Genomic DNA, 16,478 nt, shown 5'->3' on the forward strand with positions numbered 1-16,478 from the left:
CCATGACGACGCCCGGACGCTTTGAGTACCTCCTCCACGAAGACTTGGTAACTCCGCTCCACCACCATGACGGTCGCCTCGATGGCCTGGTCCTGCACACGGCGCAGGGGTCGCGGGTGGCGGGCCCGGCAGAGGCCGATGCCTATGTCGCACGTCATCGCCCTGTCGCGTCCCTCGCGGAATCGGACCAGTTGCGTGACGGGCCGAGAATTCGCCGCCGTGCCGTTCTGCAGGGCGCGGTAGCGGGCCTCGGAGCCTTGGTCTCCCCGGCCGCGACCCCGCGGTATTCCTTTGCGGCGGGTGGTTCAGGCCAGTTGCTCGTGGTGATCTTCCTCCGGGGTGGCGTAGACGGGCTCTCCGCCGTGGCCCCGGTTCATGACCCGATGCTGGGGAAGAACCGCCCCGTCCTCGCTCTGCGTCCCGAACAGGCTGTGATGCTGGATGCCACCTATGGCATGAACCCCAACCTGCGAGCGCTCAAGCCGATGTACGACGCTCGTGAACTTGCGATCGTCGTGGGCGCGGGGCACCCCCAGGTGAGTCGCTCCCACTTCGAGGATCAGGCCCTCGTGGAACATGCCGCGCCGGCGAGCATGCGCTCTGGGTGGCTGGCCCGGCATCTGCAGACGTCCAGCTCCTCCACTGGTACGTTGCGGGCCATCACGCGTGGCCCCCGGGTGGCGATGTCGTTGACGACCACCGCGTTCGACACGGTGGCCATGGCAGATCTTGGCTCGTTCGACCTCGCGACGGACGATCTTCACAAGCGAATGGGAGGCGTCACGGAAGCGCTTGCCGGAATGTATTCCCGCGCTGGTGGCCCCGCTGCAGCCAAGGGTTCCACCATGTTCGGTGCGCTGGAGTCCTTGCGGCAGGCGCGTACCTCCACCCCTCCGGTGAGCGCCGCGAGTTTCCCTGTTCGCGCCGACCGGCATGACGATGCCTTCATGGCAGGCCTGCGCGACATAGCGCGGGTGGCCCGCGCCGGCAAGGGCCTGGAGGTCGCATGCGTGGACTTCAACGACTGGGACATGCACCATGACGCTGGTCGAGCCGATCAGTCGGACCACTGGTTCGCGCGCAAGAGCCGAGTTCTGGCTGGCTCGTTGGTGGCTTTCCGAGCTGCTCTCGGCGACCTCTGGTCCCGAACTACGGTGATCGCCATGAGCGAGTTTGGCCGCCGCGTCCAGGAGAACGGTTCGCTCGGATTCGATCACGGTCATGGGGGACTCATGATGGTGCTCGGTGGGGGCATCCACGGTGGCCGGGTCTACGGAGCGATGCCGAGCCTTGCTCCCGATCACCTTCCACTAGGGGATTTGCCCGTCACCACCGATTACCGCCAGGTGCTGAGTGAGATCGTCGGGAACCAGCTCGGCAACGCCAGAAATCTTGGCACGGTGTTCCCTGGGTTCACGCCCGGCGAGGCGCTCGGAATCGCCTGACCTCGCGCTACCCGCGAGGTCAGGCAGCATGGTCGGGGCAAGGTAGCGTGGCGGGGTGATCATCGCCGTCGCCATGCTGGTGCTTGGAGTCCTCTCGTACGGGTGGTCCGGGGCGCGCCTGCACAGAGGGTCTCGTGCCGAGGGAGGCGCCCTCCGGTCGTCTAGCTGGTGGATCGGTACCGGTCTCCAGGGTGCGGGCTTTCTGTTCACAATTTTTGCGCGGCGTTTCCTGCCCTTGCTGCTGGTTCAGACCTGTGTGACTGCCGCGCTGGCGGTGACTGCCCTCATACAGCATGTTCAGGGCACGCGGCGTCTTCGCCGGACAGACGTGCTGGCGGTGGCTGGAGTGGTGATCGGGACTGCCGTCCTGGGACTCGTCACCGTTCCGGGGCCCCCGCCATCGATCGAGCCCGGACACCTCTGGGTGCTGGTTGGTTGTGCCATCGGGTGTGCGGCAGCCCTCCGGCTGTCGGGCGGACCTGTGGTCAACGGGTTGCTCTCGGGCTTTGGGTTCTCTTTCTCCGCCATCTGCGCGCGGCTGCTCATCGGTGATTCCGCGCATCCCCTCTGGAAGTTTTGGGAGCTGCCCTTGGCCAGCTGGGTGGCCGGGGTCCTCGTGCTGGCGGGCATGGCCCTGGGTCAGGCACACCTCACCAAGGGCCTGGCGCGGGGCCACGCAGCGCCGGTGCTGGGCTGCAACTACGGCATGGCGACGGTGTTTCCTGCGGCCTTCGGGGTGCTGCTGCTGGGGGAGCGAACCAGGCCCGGGTCGCTGGTGCAGGTCTTCGTGGGGCTCGCGATGGCGCTCACAGGTGCCTTGTGGTTGCTCCGCGGTGAGGATGAGGCGGATCAGCTCGACGCGCAGGACGCCCACCTCTGACATCGTCGGGTGTCAGAGGTGAGCAGCGACGAACCGCAGCTGTTCGAGGGCTACGCCCGACCAGAATGCCGGGTCATGGCCTCCTGGCCGGATGTGCAGCTCAGGAGAGGGACGAGCTGGAGCCAAGAAGCTCGTGTTTTGCTGAAGAAACGGATCGCGATCCCCGATGTCGACACGCACCGGCGTACCCTGCAGGTTTCCCCACCGTGATCGGATCTCGTAGGCAGCAAACTCGGCGGCCGAGCCGTATGCCCCCATGCTCTCGTCGTAGGACGAGAAGAAGGGTGTGCTGGCGATCACGACACTGGAAAGACGACCCCGCCAGGTGTTCTCGGCCAGGTAGATGGCCCCCACACCGCCCATGGAATATCCGTAGAGGGCGGGACGAGAGACGTCGAGGTTGAGGCGCTCGAGCTCGGCAGTCAGCTCGTCCGAGACCATGGCGGCACTGTCGAGGCCGTCGGGATGCGGGCGCCACCACGTATCTCCACCTTTGACCCCGGCGCAGGCGAAGGGCATCTGCCCCTCCTGCAGAAGAAGCCGCGATGTCTCGGGCCACCGGAGCAACCATGGAGTGCCCTGGTTGCCCCCGGTCCCGTGCAAGGTGATGAGGACAGGGAGGTGATCTCCAGGTCCATGACCAGGTGGGTAAAGGACCAACCACGGGACCTGGGCTCCACGCATGTGCTTCGAGGGAAACGCTCCGTCGGCATAGGACACGCCCTGTTCGACGCCGGTGTGGGCCCTGGTCGAGGAATGTCCGCCTCTGGACACCGTGGTCATGCCCTTGGCGGTCGGTGCCGGCTGATCGGTAGATCGGTCCAAGGACGTGGATCCCGGGTGATGAGGTCCAGAGTCACAAGCCTGGAGCGCGGTTCCCATGCCCGCCACGGCAGCAAGCTGCAGGAGGAAGCGCCGATTCATGCGTGCAGCCTATGTCGGGCGACAACGCACCCGCGCACGGTGGCTGGGCGGGGCCCGAGCGGGTCAGCGGCGGCGCTGGCAGCGGCCGCACCAGTACAGCTCGCGCCCACCCACCCGCTGCTGCCGGATCCGCGAGCCGCACTGCAGGCAGGGCAGACCCGTGCGCTTGTAGGTCGCGAACTCCCGCGGGAAGCTCGTGCCGAGGTGGCGGCCGGTCAGGTCGGGCGGGACCTCGCCCGCGGCCAGGCGGGCCTCGGCGTCGAGCACCTGCTCCTCCAGGGTGAGGATCTGGCCGTAGGCCACGCCGAGCGGCAGCAGCCGCACCAGGTCGGCCCAGATGGCGTCCCAGGAACTGCGGCGCAGCTCGCGGCCCGGGCGGAAGGGGTCGAGCCGCAGCCGCCACAGCACCTCGCAGCGATAGACGTTCCCGACCCCGGCGACGACTGCCTGGTCCATGAGCAGCTCGGCGATCGTCTTGCGGGAGCGGGTGATCCGCGCCCAGGCGGGCTCGGGGTCGGCGTCGGGACGCAGCGGGTCGGGTCCGAGGCGGGCGACCACGGCGGCGGCTTCCTCGGGGGTGACCAGGGCGCACACCATGGGCCCACGCAGGTCGGCGACGTGCGTGTCCGAGGTCAGCCGCAGTCGCACCTCGCCCTGCACCGGGTGCTCCTGCGGAGGTATGCCGGGAGCGACCGCCTCCACCGCGAAGTTGCCGATGAGGCCGAGGTGGACGTGCAGCCAGCGGTCACCGGTGAGCTCGACGAGCAGGTGCTTGCCGGCCGCCTGGGCGCCCACGACGGTGGCGCCGTCGAGCAGGGCCGCCGACTCGGCGAACCGGCCCTGGGGGCTGGTGACCCGCACCGGCTTTCCGGCATACGTCCGGGACAGCCGCCCGGCCAGCGCATGGATGGTGTGACCCTCGGGCATCTCAGCCGGCCTTGCGGGGGGCCCGCTTGGCCGCGGCCTTCTTGGCCGGGGTCTTGGCGGCCTGAGCCTTCTTGGCGGTGGCTGCCTTGGCGGACTTCCGCGTCGAGGTCCGGGCGGACGCCGCGTCGTCCCCGGAGCCTGACTCGGAGTCCGACCCGGAGCCCTGCGCCCCGGCGTCCTGCGCGTCGGGCTGCTCGCCCCGGGCAGCCTTGGCCCGGTCGACCGAGCGCTGCAGCGCCGCAAGCAGGTCCACGACCTCGCCGTCGTTCCCGTCCTTGGCTGCGGGCGCCGCCTGGACCTCACCGCCCGCGAGCTTGCGCTCCACGAGGGCCTGCACGGCCGCGTGGTAGTCGTCCTCGTAGCCGTTGGGCTCGAAGTCGTCGACCATCGACTCGATGAGCAGGTCGGTCATGGCGACCTCGCGCTGGGTGGGCTCGGGGATCTCGTCGAAGGCCGGCTCGCGGACCTCGTCCGGCCACAGCATCGTCTGCATCACGATGACATCCTCGCGGACCCGCAGCACCGCCATCGACAGTCGGGCGCGCACCGACACCGTGACCACGGCCATCCGGTCGGTGGTCGCGAGCGCCTCGCGCAGCAGGGTATAGGGCTTGACCGCGGTCTTGTCCGGCTCGAGGTAGTAGGACCTGTCCAGCAGCAGCGGGTCGATCTGGTCGGCAGGGACGAACTTCTCGACCGAGATCTCCTTGGCGCTCCTGGAGTCCAGCGCGGCGAGCTCCTCGTCGGTGATGATCACCGTCCTGCCGTCGGCGGTGTCGTATCCCTTGACGATCTCGCAGGAGGGCACCTCCTCGCCGTCGGCCTCGGCGACCTTCTTGTAGCGGACCCGGCTGCCGTCGGGCCTGCGCACCTGGTGGAACTTCAGGTCGTGGTTCTCGGTGGCGGTGTAGAGCCGCACCGGCACGGTGACCAGCCCGAAGGACACGGCCCCCTTCCAGATCGCCCGCATGGCGGTCTCCTCGCAACGTGATGGGGTGTCTACCTAGCGTGACGCATACCCAGCCGTCACGATGAGGTATGCGTCCGATGCTCGCCACCGCTGCGACCCACGTGCTGGTGGGCCCCGCATGGGTGCACGAGGTCAAGTGGGACGGCATGAGGGTGCTCGCGTCCGTGGCGGACGGTGCCGTCCGGCTGAGCGCCCGCTCGGGTGCGGACGCCACGGTCCGATTCCCCGAGCTGGCGGCTCTCGGCGGGCTGGGCACGGACGTGCTCCTTGACGGCGAGGTCGTGGCGCTCGACGGGGGACGCCCGTCGTTCGGACTGCTGGCCGAGCGGATTCACGTCGCCTCGGCCGTCACGGCGGCGGCGCTCGCGGCGGACCGGCCGATCACCTACGTCGTCTTCGACGTCCTGCGGGTCGCGGGTCACGAGATCGTCGACCAGCCCTGGTCGGTGCGTCGCGAGCTGTTGGAGCGGCTCGACCTGCCCGCCGTCGCCGGCCCCTGGCTCGTCCCCGAGGTGTATGCCGACGGCGCGGCCCTGCACGAGGCCACGCGCGTCCAGGGCCTGGAGGGTGTGGTCTCCAAGCGCTGCTCCTCGACCTACCGGCCGGGGACGCTCAGCCGCGACTGGCTCAAGCTCCCGCACCGTGCCACCCGCTCGGTGGTCGTGGGCGGGTGGCGCCCGGAGACGGGGACCCGGGACCGGCTCGGCGCCGTGCTCGTGGGGACCCCGGGAGCGGGCGGCCTGCGCTTCGACGGGCGGGTCGGGTCGGGGCTCGCGGGTGCCGCGGGCGACACGCTCCGCGCGCTCCTCGGGCCGCTGGCGGCGGACGAGCCACCCTTCGCCGAGCCGCTGGCGCGCGAGGACGCGGTCGGGGCGCGCTGGGTGCGACCCGAGGTGGTCGTCGAGGTGCGCTCGCTCGGGCGGGGGGCCGGCGGGCGGTTGCGGCAGCCGGCATACCTCGGGGTCCGCACCGACCTGGGCCCGGACGACCTGACGGCACAGGAGGGCTGAGGTGCCCGCCGCCGACGTGACCGTGGAGGTCGAGGGCCGCAGCCTGCGCCTGACCTCGCTGGACAAGGTGCTCTATCCCGAGACCGGCACGACCAAGGCCGAGGTGCTGGGCTACTACTACGCCGTGGCGCCGCTGCTGCTGCCCGAGCTGGCGGGGCGTCCGCTGACGCGGCTGCGGTGGCCGTCGGGGACGGGCGGGGAGTCCTTCTACGAGAAGAACGCGCCCCGCGGGATGCCGGACTGGATCCGCACCGTCGTCGTGGACACGCCGGGCTCCTCGCGCGGCCGCGAGCGGGTGACCTGTCCGCTCGTCGACTCGGTCGCCGGGCTCACCTGGCTGGGGCAGGTGGCGGCGCTGGAGCTGCACGTCCCGCAGTGGCGGGTCGACGAGGCCGGCGCGATCCTGCCGCCGGACCGGCTCGTCGTCGACCTCGACCCCGGCCCCGGGACCGGCCTGCGTGAGTGCTCGGTCGTCGCGCTCGCGGTGCGAGAGCTGCTGGCGGGCATGGGGCTTCGCGAGGTGCGACCGGTCACGTCCGGGTCCAGGGGGGATGCAGCTGTATGCCGCCCTGCCGGGGACCCACCCCGCCGAGCAGGTGCGCGAGCTGGCGCACGGCCTGGCGCTCGCGCTGGAGGAGTCGCACGCCGACCTGGTGGTGTCCTCGACGGCCAAGGCCAGGCGGCTCGGCAAGGTCCTCCTCGACTGGAGCCAGAACACCGCGGCCAGGACGACCATCTGCCCGTGGTCGCTGCGCGGCAGGCACCGGTGGCCCACCGTGGCGGCGCCGCGGGAGTGGCCGGAGGTCGAGGCGGCGGCCGCGGGGGAGGCGGCCCTGGAGCAGGTGGGGCTGGCCGAGGCGCTGTCCCGGCTGCCCTGAGGGCGCGGGCCCGCCCGGGGCTCGACGTGGCCGCGGTGCCGGCGTCCCGAGGACGCCACGGGCGCGGCTCCTCCGAGTCGCCACCATGGTCACTGTAGGTTAGCCTTCCCTTGATTAGGTCGGCCTTACCGAGGGGATGTCATGCTCGCCAACTACCTCATCGGACTGCGTGAGGGGCTGGAGGCCTCGCTCGTCGTGGTCATCCTCGCTGCCTACCTCGTGCGGTCCGGACGCCGGCACCTGCTCGCTCGCGTCTGGGCGGGTGTCGCTGCGGCCGTGGGTATCTCCCTGGCCTTCGGGGCCCTGCTGACCTATGGCCCCAAGGGGCTGACCTTCGAGGCCCAGGAGGCCATCGGCGGGGGTCTGTCGATCGTCGCGGTGGCCTTCGTGACCTGGATGATCTTCTGGATGGCGGCCCACAGCCGGGCGCTGTCCGGCGAGCTCAAGGGCGCCGTCGACCGGGCCACCGAGGGGGCCCGGGGCGGGCTGGTGCTCGTCGCCATGCTGGCCGTCGGCCGTGAAGGCCTGGAGACCGCGCTGTTCCTGTGGGCCGCCACCCAGGCCGCCGCCCGCGACGACGCCTCCACGACCGCCCCGCTGCTCGGCGCCCTGCTGGGGCTGCTGACCGCCGTGGCGCTGGCCGTCGGGGTCTACCGCGGGACCCTGCGCCTGGACCTCGGCGCGTTCTTCCGCTGGACCGGAGCCTTCCTCGTGCTCGTGGCCGGCGGCGTGCTGGCGTATGCCGTCCACGACCTGCAGGAGGCCCGCATCCTGCCCGGGCTGCACACCCTCGCCTTCGACGTGAGCCACGTCCTGGAGCCGTCCGGCTGGGCCGCCACCGTGATCAAGGGCGTCCTCAACCTCTCGCCCGCCATGACCGTGCTGGAGGTGGCCGCGTGGCTGGCCTACGTCCTGCCCGTGATGGCGATGTTCGTCCTGCGGCTGCGCGAGCCCGCGCCGTCCGCCATAGGTCAGGGAGCCTGCGCATGACCCGCCTCGCCGCCACCGGCACCGTCCTCGCGCTGTCCGCGCTCGCCCTCACCGCGTGCACCGACAACCCCGGCACGAGCCAGGCCGCCGGCACCTCCGGCGGTGCGGCACCGGGCACCCTCACCGTCACCTCCACGGACACCGAGTGCCGCGTCTCGGCGGCCCAGGCCCCCAGCGGGACGCTGCGGTTCACCGTGACCAACGCCGGGACCAAGGTCACCGAGTTCTACCTGCTCGGGTCGGACGGCCTGCGCATCGTCGCCGAGGTGGAGAACATCGGTCCCGGCCTGACCCGCGACCTGGTCGCCAAGGTCCCGGCCGGGAGCTATTCCACCGCCTGCAAGCCGGGCATGGTCGGCCAGGGCATCCGGTCGGCCTTCACGGTCACCGACTCCGGCGCCGACCTCGGCGCGCAGGGGGCCGACAAGGAGCTCGTCGCCGCCGCCGACAAGCAGTACGCCGGCTACGTCAAGGACCAGACCGACCAGCTGCTCGAGGGCACCCGCGCCTTCGCCGCGGCCTTCGCCAAGGGCGACGTGGCCACGGCTCGCGCGCTCTACGCCCCCACCCGCACCCACTGGGAGCGGATCGAGACCGTCGCCGAGTCCTTCGGCGACCTCGACCCGCGGATGGATGCCCGCGAGGCCGACCTCGAGCCCGGACAGCAGTGGACCGGCTGGCACGTCGCCGAGAAGGACCTGTGGCCGCCGCGCACCGGCTACACCCCGCTCACCCCCGCCCGCCGGGCCCAGGTCGCGGCGCAGCTGGTCAAGGACACCGAGACCCTGCACAGGCGCACCCGCTCCATGACCTTCACCGCCGACCAGATCGCCAACGGCGCCAAGGGCCTGCTCGAGGAGGTGGCCACGGGCAAGGTCACCGGCGAGGAGGAGATCTGGTCCCGCACCGACCTGTGGGACTTCCAGGCCAACGTCGACGGCGCCCGCGTCGCCTGGGAGGGCCTGCGCCCGCTGCTGAAGCGCAAGGACCCGGGCCTGGATGCCCAGCTGCAGCTGCGCTTCAAGGCCCTGCAGGCCGAGCTGGACGAGCACAAGGTCGGGGCCGGCTTCCGCGGCTACGACCAGCTCACCAAGCCCCAGGTCAAGGCTCTGTCCGACGCGGTCAACGCGCTCTCCGAGCCGCTGTCGCGGCTGACGGCGGCGGTGGTCTGATGGCCGAGAAGCTCTCTCGCCGCGGGCTGCTCGGGTGGGGTGCGGCCTCGGCAGCGGTCGGGGCCGCGGGCTTCGCCGGGGGTATGGCGAGCGCCTCCGGCGCCCAGGACCCGGCCGCGGGCCCCGCGGCGCCGGACTCCTATCCCTTCCACGGGGCTCACCAGGCAGGCATCGTCACGCCCGCCCAGGACCGGCTCCACTTCGCGGCCTTCGACGTGGTCACGACCGACCGCGCGGACCTGGTGGCGCTGCTCACCGCGTGGACCGCGGCGGCGGCCGAGCTGACCGCGGGGCGGCCGGTCGGCGGCGACCCGACGTCCTACGATGCACCTCCCAACGACTCCGGCGAGGCCCAGGACCTGCACGCCTCCCGGCTGACGCTGACCTTCGGCCTCGGGCCGACGTTGTTCCGCGACGCGGCCGGGCGCGACCGCTTCGGGATCGCCGCCCGGCAGCCCGCCGCGCTGCGCCGTCTCCCGCACTTCCCCGGGGACGCGCTCGACCCCCGCCGCAGCGACGGCGACCTGTGCGTGCAGGCCTGCGCCGACGACCCGCAGGTGGCCGTGCACGCCATCCGCAACCTTGCCCGCATCGGCATGGGCGTGGTCTCGCTGCGCTGGTCCCAGCTCGGCTACGGCCGCACCTCGGCCACCTCCACCAGCCAGTCCACGCCGCGAAACCTCTTCGGCTTCAAGGACGGCACGGCCAACCTCAAGGCCGAGGAGCCCGCTGCCCTGGACGCCCACCTGTGGGTGGGGGCCGGGGACGACCCGCGCGCCGCGTGGTTGACCGGCGGGTCCTACCTCGTCGCCCGCCGCATCGCCATGAACCTCGAGACCTGGGACCGCACCTCGCTGCGCGAGCAGGAGCAGATCATCGGCCGGGACCGCCGCGAGGGGGCGCCGCTGTCCGGCGGCAAGGAGCACTCGCAGCCCGACTTCGCCCTGGCCGGTCGCGGCGGAAAGCCCCTGGTGCCGGCGGACTCCCACGTCGCCCTCGCCCACCCGAGCCGCAACGGCGGGGTGCAGATGCTGCGGCGCGGATACAACTACACCGACGGCTCGGACGACCTCGGGCGCATCGACGCCGGCCTGTTCTTCATCGCCTACGTCCGCGACCCGCTGAAGCAGTACGTCCCGATGCAGACCCGCATGGCCCGTGAGGACGCCCTGCAGGAGTACCTCCAGCACCGCGGGTCCGCGTTGTTCGCCGTCCCGCCCGGCATCCGCCCGGGCGAGCACGTCGGCCAGGCGCTCTTCGCGTCCTGACCGATCAGGGGGCCAGGCCGGTCGGCGACCGCGGACGACCACGGCCGCCGATCGGCATACGACGTCTGCCCGGTCCGAGCGACGTCGGCTCGAGCCCAGGGCGTCCCGCGCAGGCTCACCCGAGGCTGGTGGAGAACTCCTGGTCGGGCTCGGACCGGGCCAGCTCCTCCCGCAGCGCCGCCACGAAACCGTCGACGTCGGCCTCGGTGGTGTCCCACGAGCACATCAGCCGCACCTCGCCGGTCGCCTCGTCCCAGACGTAGAAGGGATAGCGGGCCTGCAGCCGCACGGTCACCTCGGGCGGGATCATCACGAAGACCGCGTTGGCCGCGACCTGCTGGGTCACCCGCACCCCGGCGACCCCGTCGAGGGCGTCCCCGAGCCGGCGGGCCATCGCGTTGGCGCGCTCCCCGGACCGCAGCCAGAGGTCGCCGTCGTACAACGAGACGAGCTGGGCGGACAGGAATCTCATCTTGGATCCGAGCTGCATCGACAGCTTGCGCACGAAGTCCATGCGGCGCACCGCGTCGGGGTCGAGCACGACGACCGCCTCGGCGCCCATCAGGCCGGCCTTGGTGCCGCCGAGGGAGAGCACGTCGACGCCGCAGTCGGTGGTCATCTCTCGCAGCGAGACGCCCAGCGCCGCAGCGGCGTTGGCGATCCGGGCGCCGTCGAGGTGGACGAGCATCCCGAGCGCGTGCGCGTGGTCGGCGAGCGCCCGGACCTGGTCGGGGGAGTGGACCGTGCCGACCTCGGTGGACTGGGTGAGGCTGACCACGCGGGGCTGGGCGTGGTGCTCGAAGCCGAAGCCGTAGGCCTCGCGGTCCAGCAGCGCCGGCGTCATGATCGCGTCGGCGGTGGGGACGGTGACGACCTTGATGCCCGCGACCTTCTCGGGGGCGCCGCACTCGTCGGTGTGGATGTGGGCGTGCCCGGTGGCGATGACCGCGTCCCAGCGGTCGGTCATCGCCGAGAGGGCGACGACGTTGGCGCCGGTGCCGTTGAACACCGGCCAGCACGAGGCCTGCTCGCCGAAGTGGCGCTGCACGACGGTCTGCAGGTGCGCGGTGTAGGGGTCGGCGCCGTAGGCCCCGACGTGCCCGCCGTTGACCGTGGCCAGCGCGTCGAGCACCTCGGGGTGGACCCCCGCGTAGTTGTCGCTCGCGAACCCGCGCCGTCCGGTGTCGTGCAGCCTGTCCATGCCGCCAACCTACCGGCGGCGGTCGGTCTCGCCGGGCCTGGTCGGGCAGGCTGGTCCGACGACCGGCGGCAGGTCACAGCAGGAGGGACAGGCCGAGGGTGATCATGACCGCGGCGATGACCAGGTCCAGCACCTGCCAGGACCGCGGGCGGGCGAAGACGGGCCGCAGCCACCGCGCGCCGTGGCCCAGCCCGGTGAACCACAGGATCGACGCGCACGTCGCGCCCAGCCCGAACCACCACCGGCCCTGCGCCCCGTGCGTCGCCGACAGCGACCCGAGCATGACCACCGTGTCCAGGTAGACGTGCGGGTTGAGCCAGGTGAAGGCCAGCGTCGTGAGCACCGCCGCGCGCAGCGACCCCACCCCGCGCTCGTCCGCGGTCAGCGCCTGCGGGTGCCGGGCGGCCAGCGCGGTGCGGATCCCGAACTGCACCAGGTAGATCGCGCCCGCCCATCGCGCCACCGTGACGATGTGGGGTGCGCCGTGATCAGGGCGCCCACCCCCGCCACGCCGGCCAGGATGAGCACCGCGTCGGACAGCGCGCAGATCGTGACGACGACGCCGACATACCGCCGGACGATCCCCTGGCGCAGCACGAAGGCGTTCTGCGCGCCGATGGCGACGATGAGGCCGAGACCCGTGAGCAGGCCGGTGAGCGCGGGGCTGAGCATGACGAGAACGCTAGGGAGGCACCATGATGAAGTCCAACGATGATTTCTTCGGTTGACCAAGGGGTCCTTCATGTATGGCGATCCGGCCCAGCTGTCAGCACTGCTCGCGGTGGTGACCGAGGGCTCCTTCGAGGGCGCCGCGGACGTGCTCGGCGTGTCGCCGTCCGCGGTGAGCCAGCGCATCAAGGCGCTGGAGTCCCGGATCGGGCAGGTGGTCGTGCAGCGCACCCGCCCCTGCCGGGCCACCCCCACCGGGGAGGTCCTGCTGCGGCACGCCCGACAGCTGGAGCTGCTCGAGGCCGAGACCCGCGCCGCCCTGGAGCCCCACGGCCGGACGCCCACCCTGCCGGTCGCGATCAACGCCGACTCCCTCGCCACCTGGGGGCGTGACCTGCTGCGGCTGGTGGCGGAGGCGGGCGACGTGGCCCTGGAGCTGCGCGTCGAGGACCAGGGGCACAGCGCCGAGCTGTTGCGCGCCGGGCGGGTGCTCGCGGCGGTGACCGCGGATCCGGTGGCCGTGCAGGGCTGCTCGGTGGAGCCGCTGCCCGCTGCGCGCTATGTCCCCGTGGCGGCCATCGGCCTGTGGGAGCGCCACGGCCGCAGCCTGTCGGGGCTGCCGATGGTCACCTTCAACGACAAGGACCGGCTGCAGCACGACGTGCTGCGACGGCTCGGGCTCGCGGACCCGCCGCTGGTCCACCAGGTCCCGTCGACCGAGGACTTCGCCCAGGCGGTGCGGCTCGGCCTCGGGTGGGGCGCCCTCCCGGTGCAGCAGCTGGGCCGCGGCCCGGACGCCCTGGCGGACCAGGGTCTCGTCGCCGTCGCCCCCGGGCACGACGTGCGCGTGCCCCTGCACTGGCAGCGCTGGCGGATCGACTCGCCCGTGCTGGACCGGCTCAGCGGGTGGGTGCGGTCCGCTGCCGCAGCGCCTCCTCGATGACCTGCGCGACGCCGTCCTCGTCGTTGCGCCCGCACCGGTGCGACGCCGCGGCGACGGCCTGCGGGTGGGCGTTGCCGACGGCATAGCCGCGCCCTGCCCAGGCGAGCATGGGGATGTCGTTGGGCATGTCGCCGAAGGCCCACACGTCCCCGGCCTGGATCCCGTGCTCGGCGCACCAGCGCTGCAGCGCAACGGCCTTGGTGACCCCGCGGGCGGTCATCTCGGCGAGGCCGGGCGCCCCGGAGTAGGCCAGCTGCACCCGGTCCCCGACGACCTCGGCCGCGCGCACCAGGAACTCGTCCAGCGCCGTCGCCGGGTGCCGCGCCAGCAGCTTGCCGGGCAGCTCCTCGTCGAGGAGCGTCTCCAGCGGCCCCACGCGGCGGGTGTCGCGCACCGGCTCCCCGGACGGTCCCGGTATGGCGACGAAGGCGTCCTCCGCGGCCATGCCCGAGCGTCCCTCCAGCGCGAAGGCCGTGCCCGGCAGCGCCGCCCGCAGCAGCCCGACGACCTCCAACACGGTCGCCCGGTCGATCGGGTGCTCCTCGACCACGGTGCCCCCGTGCGCGTCGTACACGAACGAGCCGTTGCCGCAGATCACCAGCCCGTGCGCGCCCACCTGCGCCCGGAACTCGTCCATCCAGCGGGGCGGTCGCGCGGTGACCACCACGACGAGGCAGCCCGCGGACTCCGCGGCCGAGATGGCGGCGACCGACCGCGCGGACAGGGTGTGGTCGCTGCGCAGCAGGGTCCCGTCGAAGTCGGTGGCGAAGACGCGCGGGCAGGAGCTCATGCCCCAATCTCCCACAGCTGCCCTCACGGGAGCGGGACAGCGACACCTGGGCAGCGGCACAGTGCGCGGCGGTGACATGGTGCCACCACCCGGGGACGACCGACCGTACGTCGGCAGCGCCCCCGCCCTCGACCAGAGCCGAGAGGCCCTCCGACGAGCACCCCGCGACCCACCCGCATCCCGACCTACCTCAGGAGAGCTCATGCGCACCATCACCCCGATCGCACGACAAGGAGACGACACCATGAGCGCGACCACCCGCGGCGGGTCCTCGATCCGCACCGCCACCGCGGTCCTGGCCGGCACGGGACTCGGCGTCGCCGCGGCCGTCGGCGGCATCGCCGTCGCCCAGGGCGGCGCCGCGACCCCGGCGACCACGCCCGCGACCCGGGACCTGCCCCTGGACCAGGCCGGGCGGGGGCAGCAGCAGGACGGGACCGACCACCTCCCCGGCATACCGGCTCAGGACGGCTGGTCCCAGACCCGGCAGGGCCAGAGTCAGCAGAGCCAGGGCCGACAGGGGCAGCTGCTGCCCGGCCAGGGTCCTGCCGCCGGCCACAGCCACGGCAGCTGAGCCATCGGTCCCCGGAGCCACGGACGGCGAGGAGCCTCGCACCCGAGATCGGGTGCGAGGCTCCTCGTGCGTGCGGACGGACTGCGGACCGCAGCGATCAGTCCTGCCGGGTGGACCCGTGGGCGTCGTAGCGACCGCCGACGGCGGGGTTGCCGATGTGCTCGGACGGGGTGGCCGCCTCGCCCATCACGTGCAGGCGGGAGTGCTTGCGCGAGTAGGCGAAGTAGATGACGAACCCGATGGCCATCCAGACCAGGAACCGGATCCAGGTCTCGAGGGGCAGGTTGAGCATGAGGTAGAACGACGTGATGGCCGCGAGGTAGGGCAGCACCGGGCTGCCGGGGACCTTGAAGGACCGCTCCAGGTCGGGGCGACGCTTGCGCAGCACCGGGACCGCGCAGCAGACCAGGACGAAGGCCGACAGGGTGCCGATGTTGACCATCTCCTCCAGCTCGCCGATGGGGGTGAGGGAGGCGACGAGGGCCACGATCAGGCCGAGCGCCAGGGTGATCCGCACCGGGGTGCCGGTCCTGGGGCTGGTCTTGCCCCACGAGGCGGGGAGCAGCCAGTCGCGGCACATCGCGAAGATCACGCGGGTGCTGCCGATCATCAGCGTCATGACCACGGTGAACAGACCGGCGACGGCGCCGGCGGAGATGAGCGTGGCGGCCCAGGACTGCCCGACGGACTCGAAGGCCGAGGCGAGCGCGGCCTTGGGGTTGATCTGGTCGTAGTGGACCATGCCGGTGATGACCAGGGAGACGGCGATGTAGAGGATGGTGCAGATGATCAGCGAGCCGATGATGCCGATGGGCAGGTCGCGCTGCGGGTTGCGGGCCTCCTCCGCGGTGGTCGCGACCACGTCGAAGCCGATGTAGGCGAAGAACACCAGCGAGGCGCCGGCCAGGATGCCGCCCCAGCCGTAGGTCGTCGGGTTGAGACCGAAGAGCAGCTGCACGAGCGGGGCCTTCAGGGTGCCGGACGTGGCCTCGGTGGCGTGGGCCGGCGGGATGAAGGGGGAGTAGTTGGCGGTGTTGATGAAGCGCAGGCCCATCACGATCACGAACATGACGATGAACAGCTTGATCGCCACGAAGACCAGGTTGACCCGCATGGACTCCTTGATGCCGTAGGCGATCAGCGCGGTGATCACCATGATCAGCAGGAAGGCCGCCAGGTCGAAGGTCGCCCCGGGGGCCACGGACTCGGGGAAGGTGATGCCGATGTGCTTGAGGAAGGTCACGAAGTACTGCGACCACCCCTGGGCGACGACGGAGGCGCCCAGCATCATCTCCAGGAGCAGGTCCCAGCCGATGATCCACGCGACGATCTCGCCGAGCGTGGCGTAGGAGAAGGTGTAGGCCGAGCCGGACACCGGAACGGTGGAGGCGAACTCGGCGTAGCACAGGGCCGCGAGGCCGCAGGCGAGGGCAGCGACCGCGAAGGAGATCACGATGGCCGGCCCGGCATAGTTCGCCGCGGCGCGGCCGGTGAGGGTGAAGATGCCGGCGCCGATGATCACGCCGATGCCGAAGACCGTGAGGTCCAGGGCCGTGAGGTTCTTCTTGAGGAGGTACTCCTCCTCGGTCGTCTCGGCGATGGACGCCTCGATCGACTTGGTGCGGAACAGGCTCATCCGGTCTCCTTGTGGGGTGTGCGGCGCGGCATCGAGTCGCAGACCATGTCCGAACGCATGGACATGCGGCCGACAGCGTGCCCTACCAGGGGTTTGCTGGGAACCCCCTTCCCCCCGATGAAGCCGCACCGTGACCAGATCGTGCGGAGAGTGTCCGTATGCCGGGACTGCGTGCTCTGTCCGTCATCGCGGCCGCGCAGG

General features: G+C 71.8%; 15 protein-coding genes and 2 pseudogenes. 10 read left to right on the forward strand and 7 right to left on the reverse strand.

Annotated features, from left to right (window positions below; all coding sequences use genetic code 11):
- Positions 1-2 precede the first annotated feature (2 nt).
- Together MM438_RS01005 and MM438_RS01010 are read left to right on the forward strand one after the other, a co-directional pair.
- A complete protein-coding gene (locus tag MM438_RS01005; RefSeq protein WP_241449644.1) occupies positions 3-1,445 on the forward strand; it encodes a DUF1501 domain-containing protein in 1,443 nt (480 codons plus the stop codon).
- A 55-nt stretch (positions 1,446-1,500) separates the two neighbouring features.
- Positions 1,501-2,325 carry a hypothetical protein gene (locus MM438_RS01010; protein ID WP_241449646.1) on the forward strand — a complete coding sequence of 275 codons (825 nt, stop codon included), beginning with the start codon at positions 1,501-1,503 and terminating at the stop codon, positions 2,323-2,325.
- Positions 2,326-2,337: 12 nt separating this feature from the next.
- On the opposite strand, the gene MM438_RS16895 is transcribed toward MM438_RS01010, so the two are convergent.
- The 3 genes from MM438_RS16895 to ku form a co-directional block, all read right to left on the reverse strand.
- The gene (locus MM438_RS16895; protein WP_407568237.1) at positions 2,338-2,844 is read right to left on the reverse strand and encodes an alpha/beta hydrolase; all 507 of its coding nucleotides are present in this window, start codon (positions 2,842-2,844) and stop codon (positions 2,338-2,340) included.
- Between the two features lie 468 nt (positions 2,845-3,312).
- Positions 3,313-4,176 (reverse strand): Fpg/Nei family DNA glycosylase, encoded by an 864-nt coding sequence (locus MM438_RS01020; protein WP_241449648.1) that lies wholly within the window; start codon positions 4,174-4,176, stop codon positions 3,313-3,315.
- Between the two features lies 1 nt (position 4,177).
- Positions 4,178-5,146: a non-homologous end joining protein Ku gene (ku, locus tag MM438_RS01025; protein ID WP_241449663.1), complete on the reverse strand. Its 969-nt coding sequence runs from the start codon at positions 5,144-5,146 to the stop codon at positions 4,178-4,180.
- 68 nt (positions 5,147-5,214) lie between these two features.
- On the opposite strand from ku, the gene ligD (MM438_RS01030) reads away from it, so the two are divergent.
- The 6 genes and pseudogenes from ligD (MM438_RS01030) to efeB all read left to right on the forward strand — a co-directional run bounded on the left by ligD (MM438_RS01030) (position 5,215) and on the right by efeB (position 10,464).
- Positions 5,215-6,156, forward strand: coding sequence for a non-homologous end-joining DNA ligase (gene ligD / locus MM438_RS01030; RefSeq protein WP_241449676.1), 942 nt, complete (start codon positions 5,215-5,217; stop codon positions 6,154-6,156).
- Positions 6,157-6,280: 124 nt separating this feature from the next.
- Positions 6,281-6,634 (forward strand): annotated as a pseudogene (gene ligD, locus MM438_RS16575) (non-homologous end-joining DNA ligase LigD); the annotation flags it as partial.
- A gap of 73 nt (positions 6,635-6,707) precedes the next feature.
- Positions 6,708-7,034, forward strand: coding sequence for a non-homologous end-joining DNA ligase LigD (gene ligD, locus MM438_RS01035; protein ID WP_241449681.1), 327 nt, complete (start codon positions 6,708-6,710; stop codon positions 7,032-7,034).
- A gap of 141 nt (positions 7,035-7,175) precedes the next feature.
- Positions 7,176-8,024 (forward strand): iron uptake transporter permease EfeU, encoded by an 849-nt coding sequence (gene efeU, locus MM438_RS01040; protein ID WP_241449683.1) that lies wholly within the window; start codon positions 7,176-7,178, stop codon positions 8,022-8,024.
- The gene (gene efeO / locus MM438_RS01045; protein WP_241449684.1) at positions 8,021-9,196 is read left to right on the forward strand and encodes an iron uptake system protein EfeO; all 1,176 of its coding nucleotides are present in this window, start codon (positions 8,021-8,023) and stop codon (positions 9,194-9,196) included. The genes efeU and efeO overlap by 4 nt, the downstream gene beginning before the upstream one ends.
- Entirely contained in the window at positions 9,196-10,464 is a 1,269-nt protein-coding gene (efeB, locus tag MM438_RS01050) for an iron uptake transporter deferrochelatase/peroxidase subunit (protein ID WP_241449686.1), read from the forward strand. The genes efeO and efeB overlap by 1 nt, the downstream gene beginning before the upstream one ends.
- A 115-nt stretch (positions 10,465-10,579) precedes the next feature.
- On the opposite strand, the gene MM438_RS01055 is transcribed toward efeB, so the two are convergent.
- Together MM438_RS01055 and MM438_RS01060 are read right to left on the reverse strand one after the other, a co-directional pair.
- A complete protein-coding gene (locus MM438_RS01055) occupies positions 10,580-11,665 on the reverse strand; it encodes a threonine aldolase family protein (RefSeq protein WP_241449687.1) in 1,086 nt (361 codons plus the stop codon).
- Positions 11,666-11,738: 73 nt separating this feature from the next.
- Positions 11,739-12,337, reverse strand: a pseudogene (locus MM438_RS01060) (LysE/ArgO family amino acid transporter).
- 52 nt (positions 12,338-12,389) lie between these two features.
- Between MM438_RS01060 and MM438_RS01065 the strand changes: the two are divergent.
- Positions 12,390-13,277 (forward strand): LysR family transcriptional regulator ArgP, encoded by an 888-nt coding sequence (locus MM438_RS01065; protein ID WP_241449688.1) that lies wholly within the window; start codon positions 12,390-12,392, stop codon positions 13,275-13,277.
- Here MM438_RS01065 and MM438_RS01070 read toward each other — a convergent pair.
- On the reverse strand, positions 13,234-14,067 hold the full coding sequence (locus MM438_RS01070) for an HAD family hydrolase (RefSeq protein WP_241449689.1): 834 nt from the start codon (positions 14,065-14,067) through the stop codon (positions 13,234-13,236). The genes MM438_RS01065 and MM438_RS01070 overlap by 44 nt on opposite strands.
- A gap of 244 nt (positions 14,068-14,311) precedes the next feature.
- On the opposite strand from MM438_RS01070, the gene MM438_RS01075 reads away from it, so the two are divergent.
- Positions 14,312-14,641, forward strand: a complete 330-nt coding sequence (locus MM438_RS01075) for a hypothetical protein (protein ID WP_241449691.1) — start codon at positions 14,312-14,314, stop codon at positions 14,639-14,641.
- Between the two features lie 97 nt (positions 14,642-14,738).
- Here the strand turns inward: MM438_RS01075 and MM438_RS01080 are convergent, their stop codons facing one another.
- Entirely contained in the window at positions 14,739-16,277 is a 1,539-nt protein-coding gene (locus MM438_RS01080; protein ID WP_241449698.1) for an amino acid permease, read from the reverse strand.
- Between the last annotated feature and the right edge of the window lie 201 nt (positions 16,278-16,478).

Source organism: Arsenicicoccus dermatophilus, from assembly GCF_022568795.1.
GTDB classification, from domain to species: Bacteria; Actinomycetota; Actinomycetes; order Actinomycetales; family Dermatophilaceae; genus Arsenicicoccus; species Arsenicicoccus dermatophilus.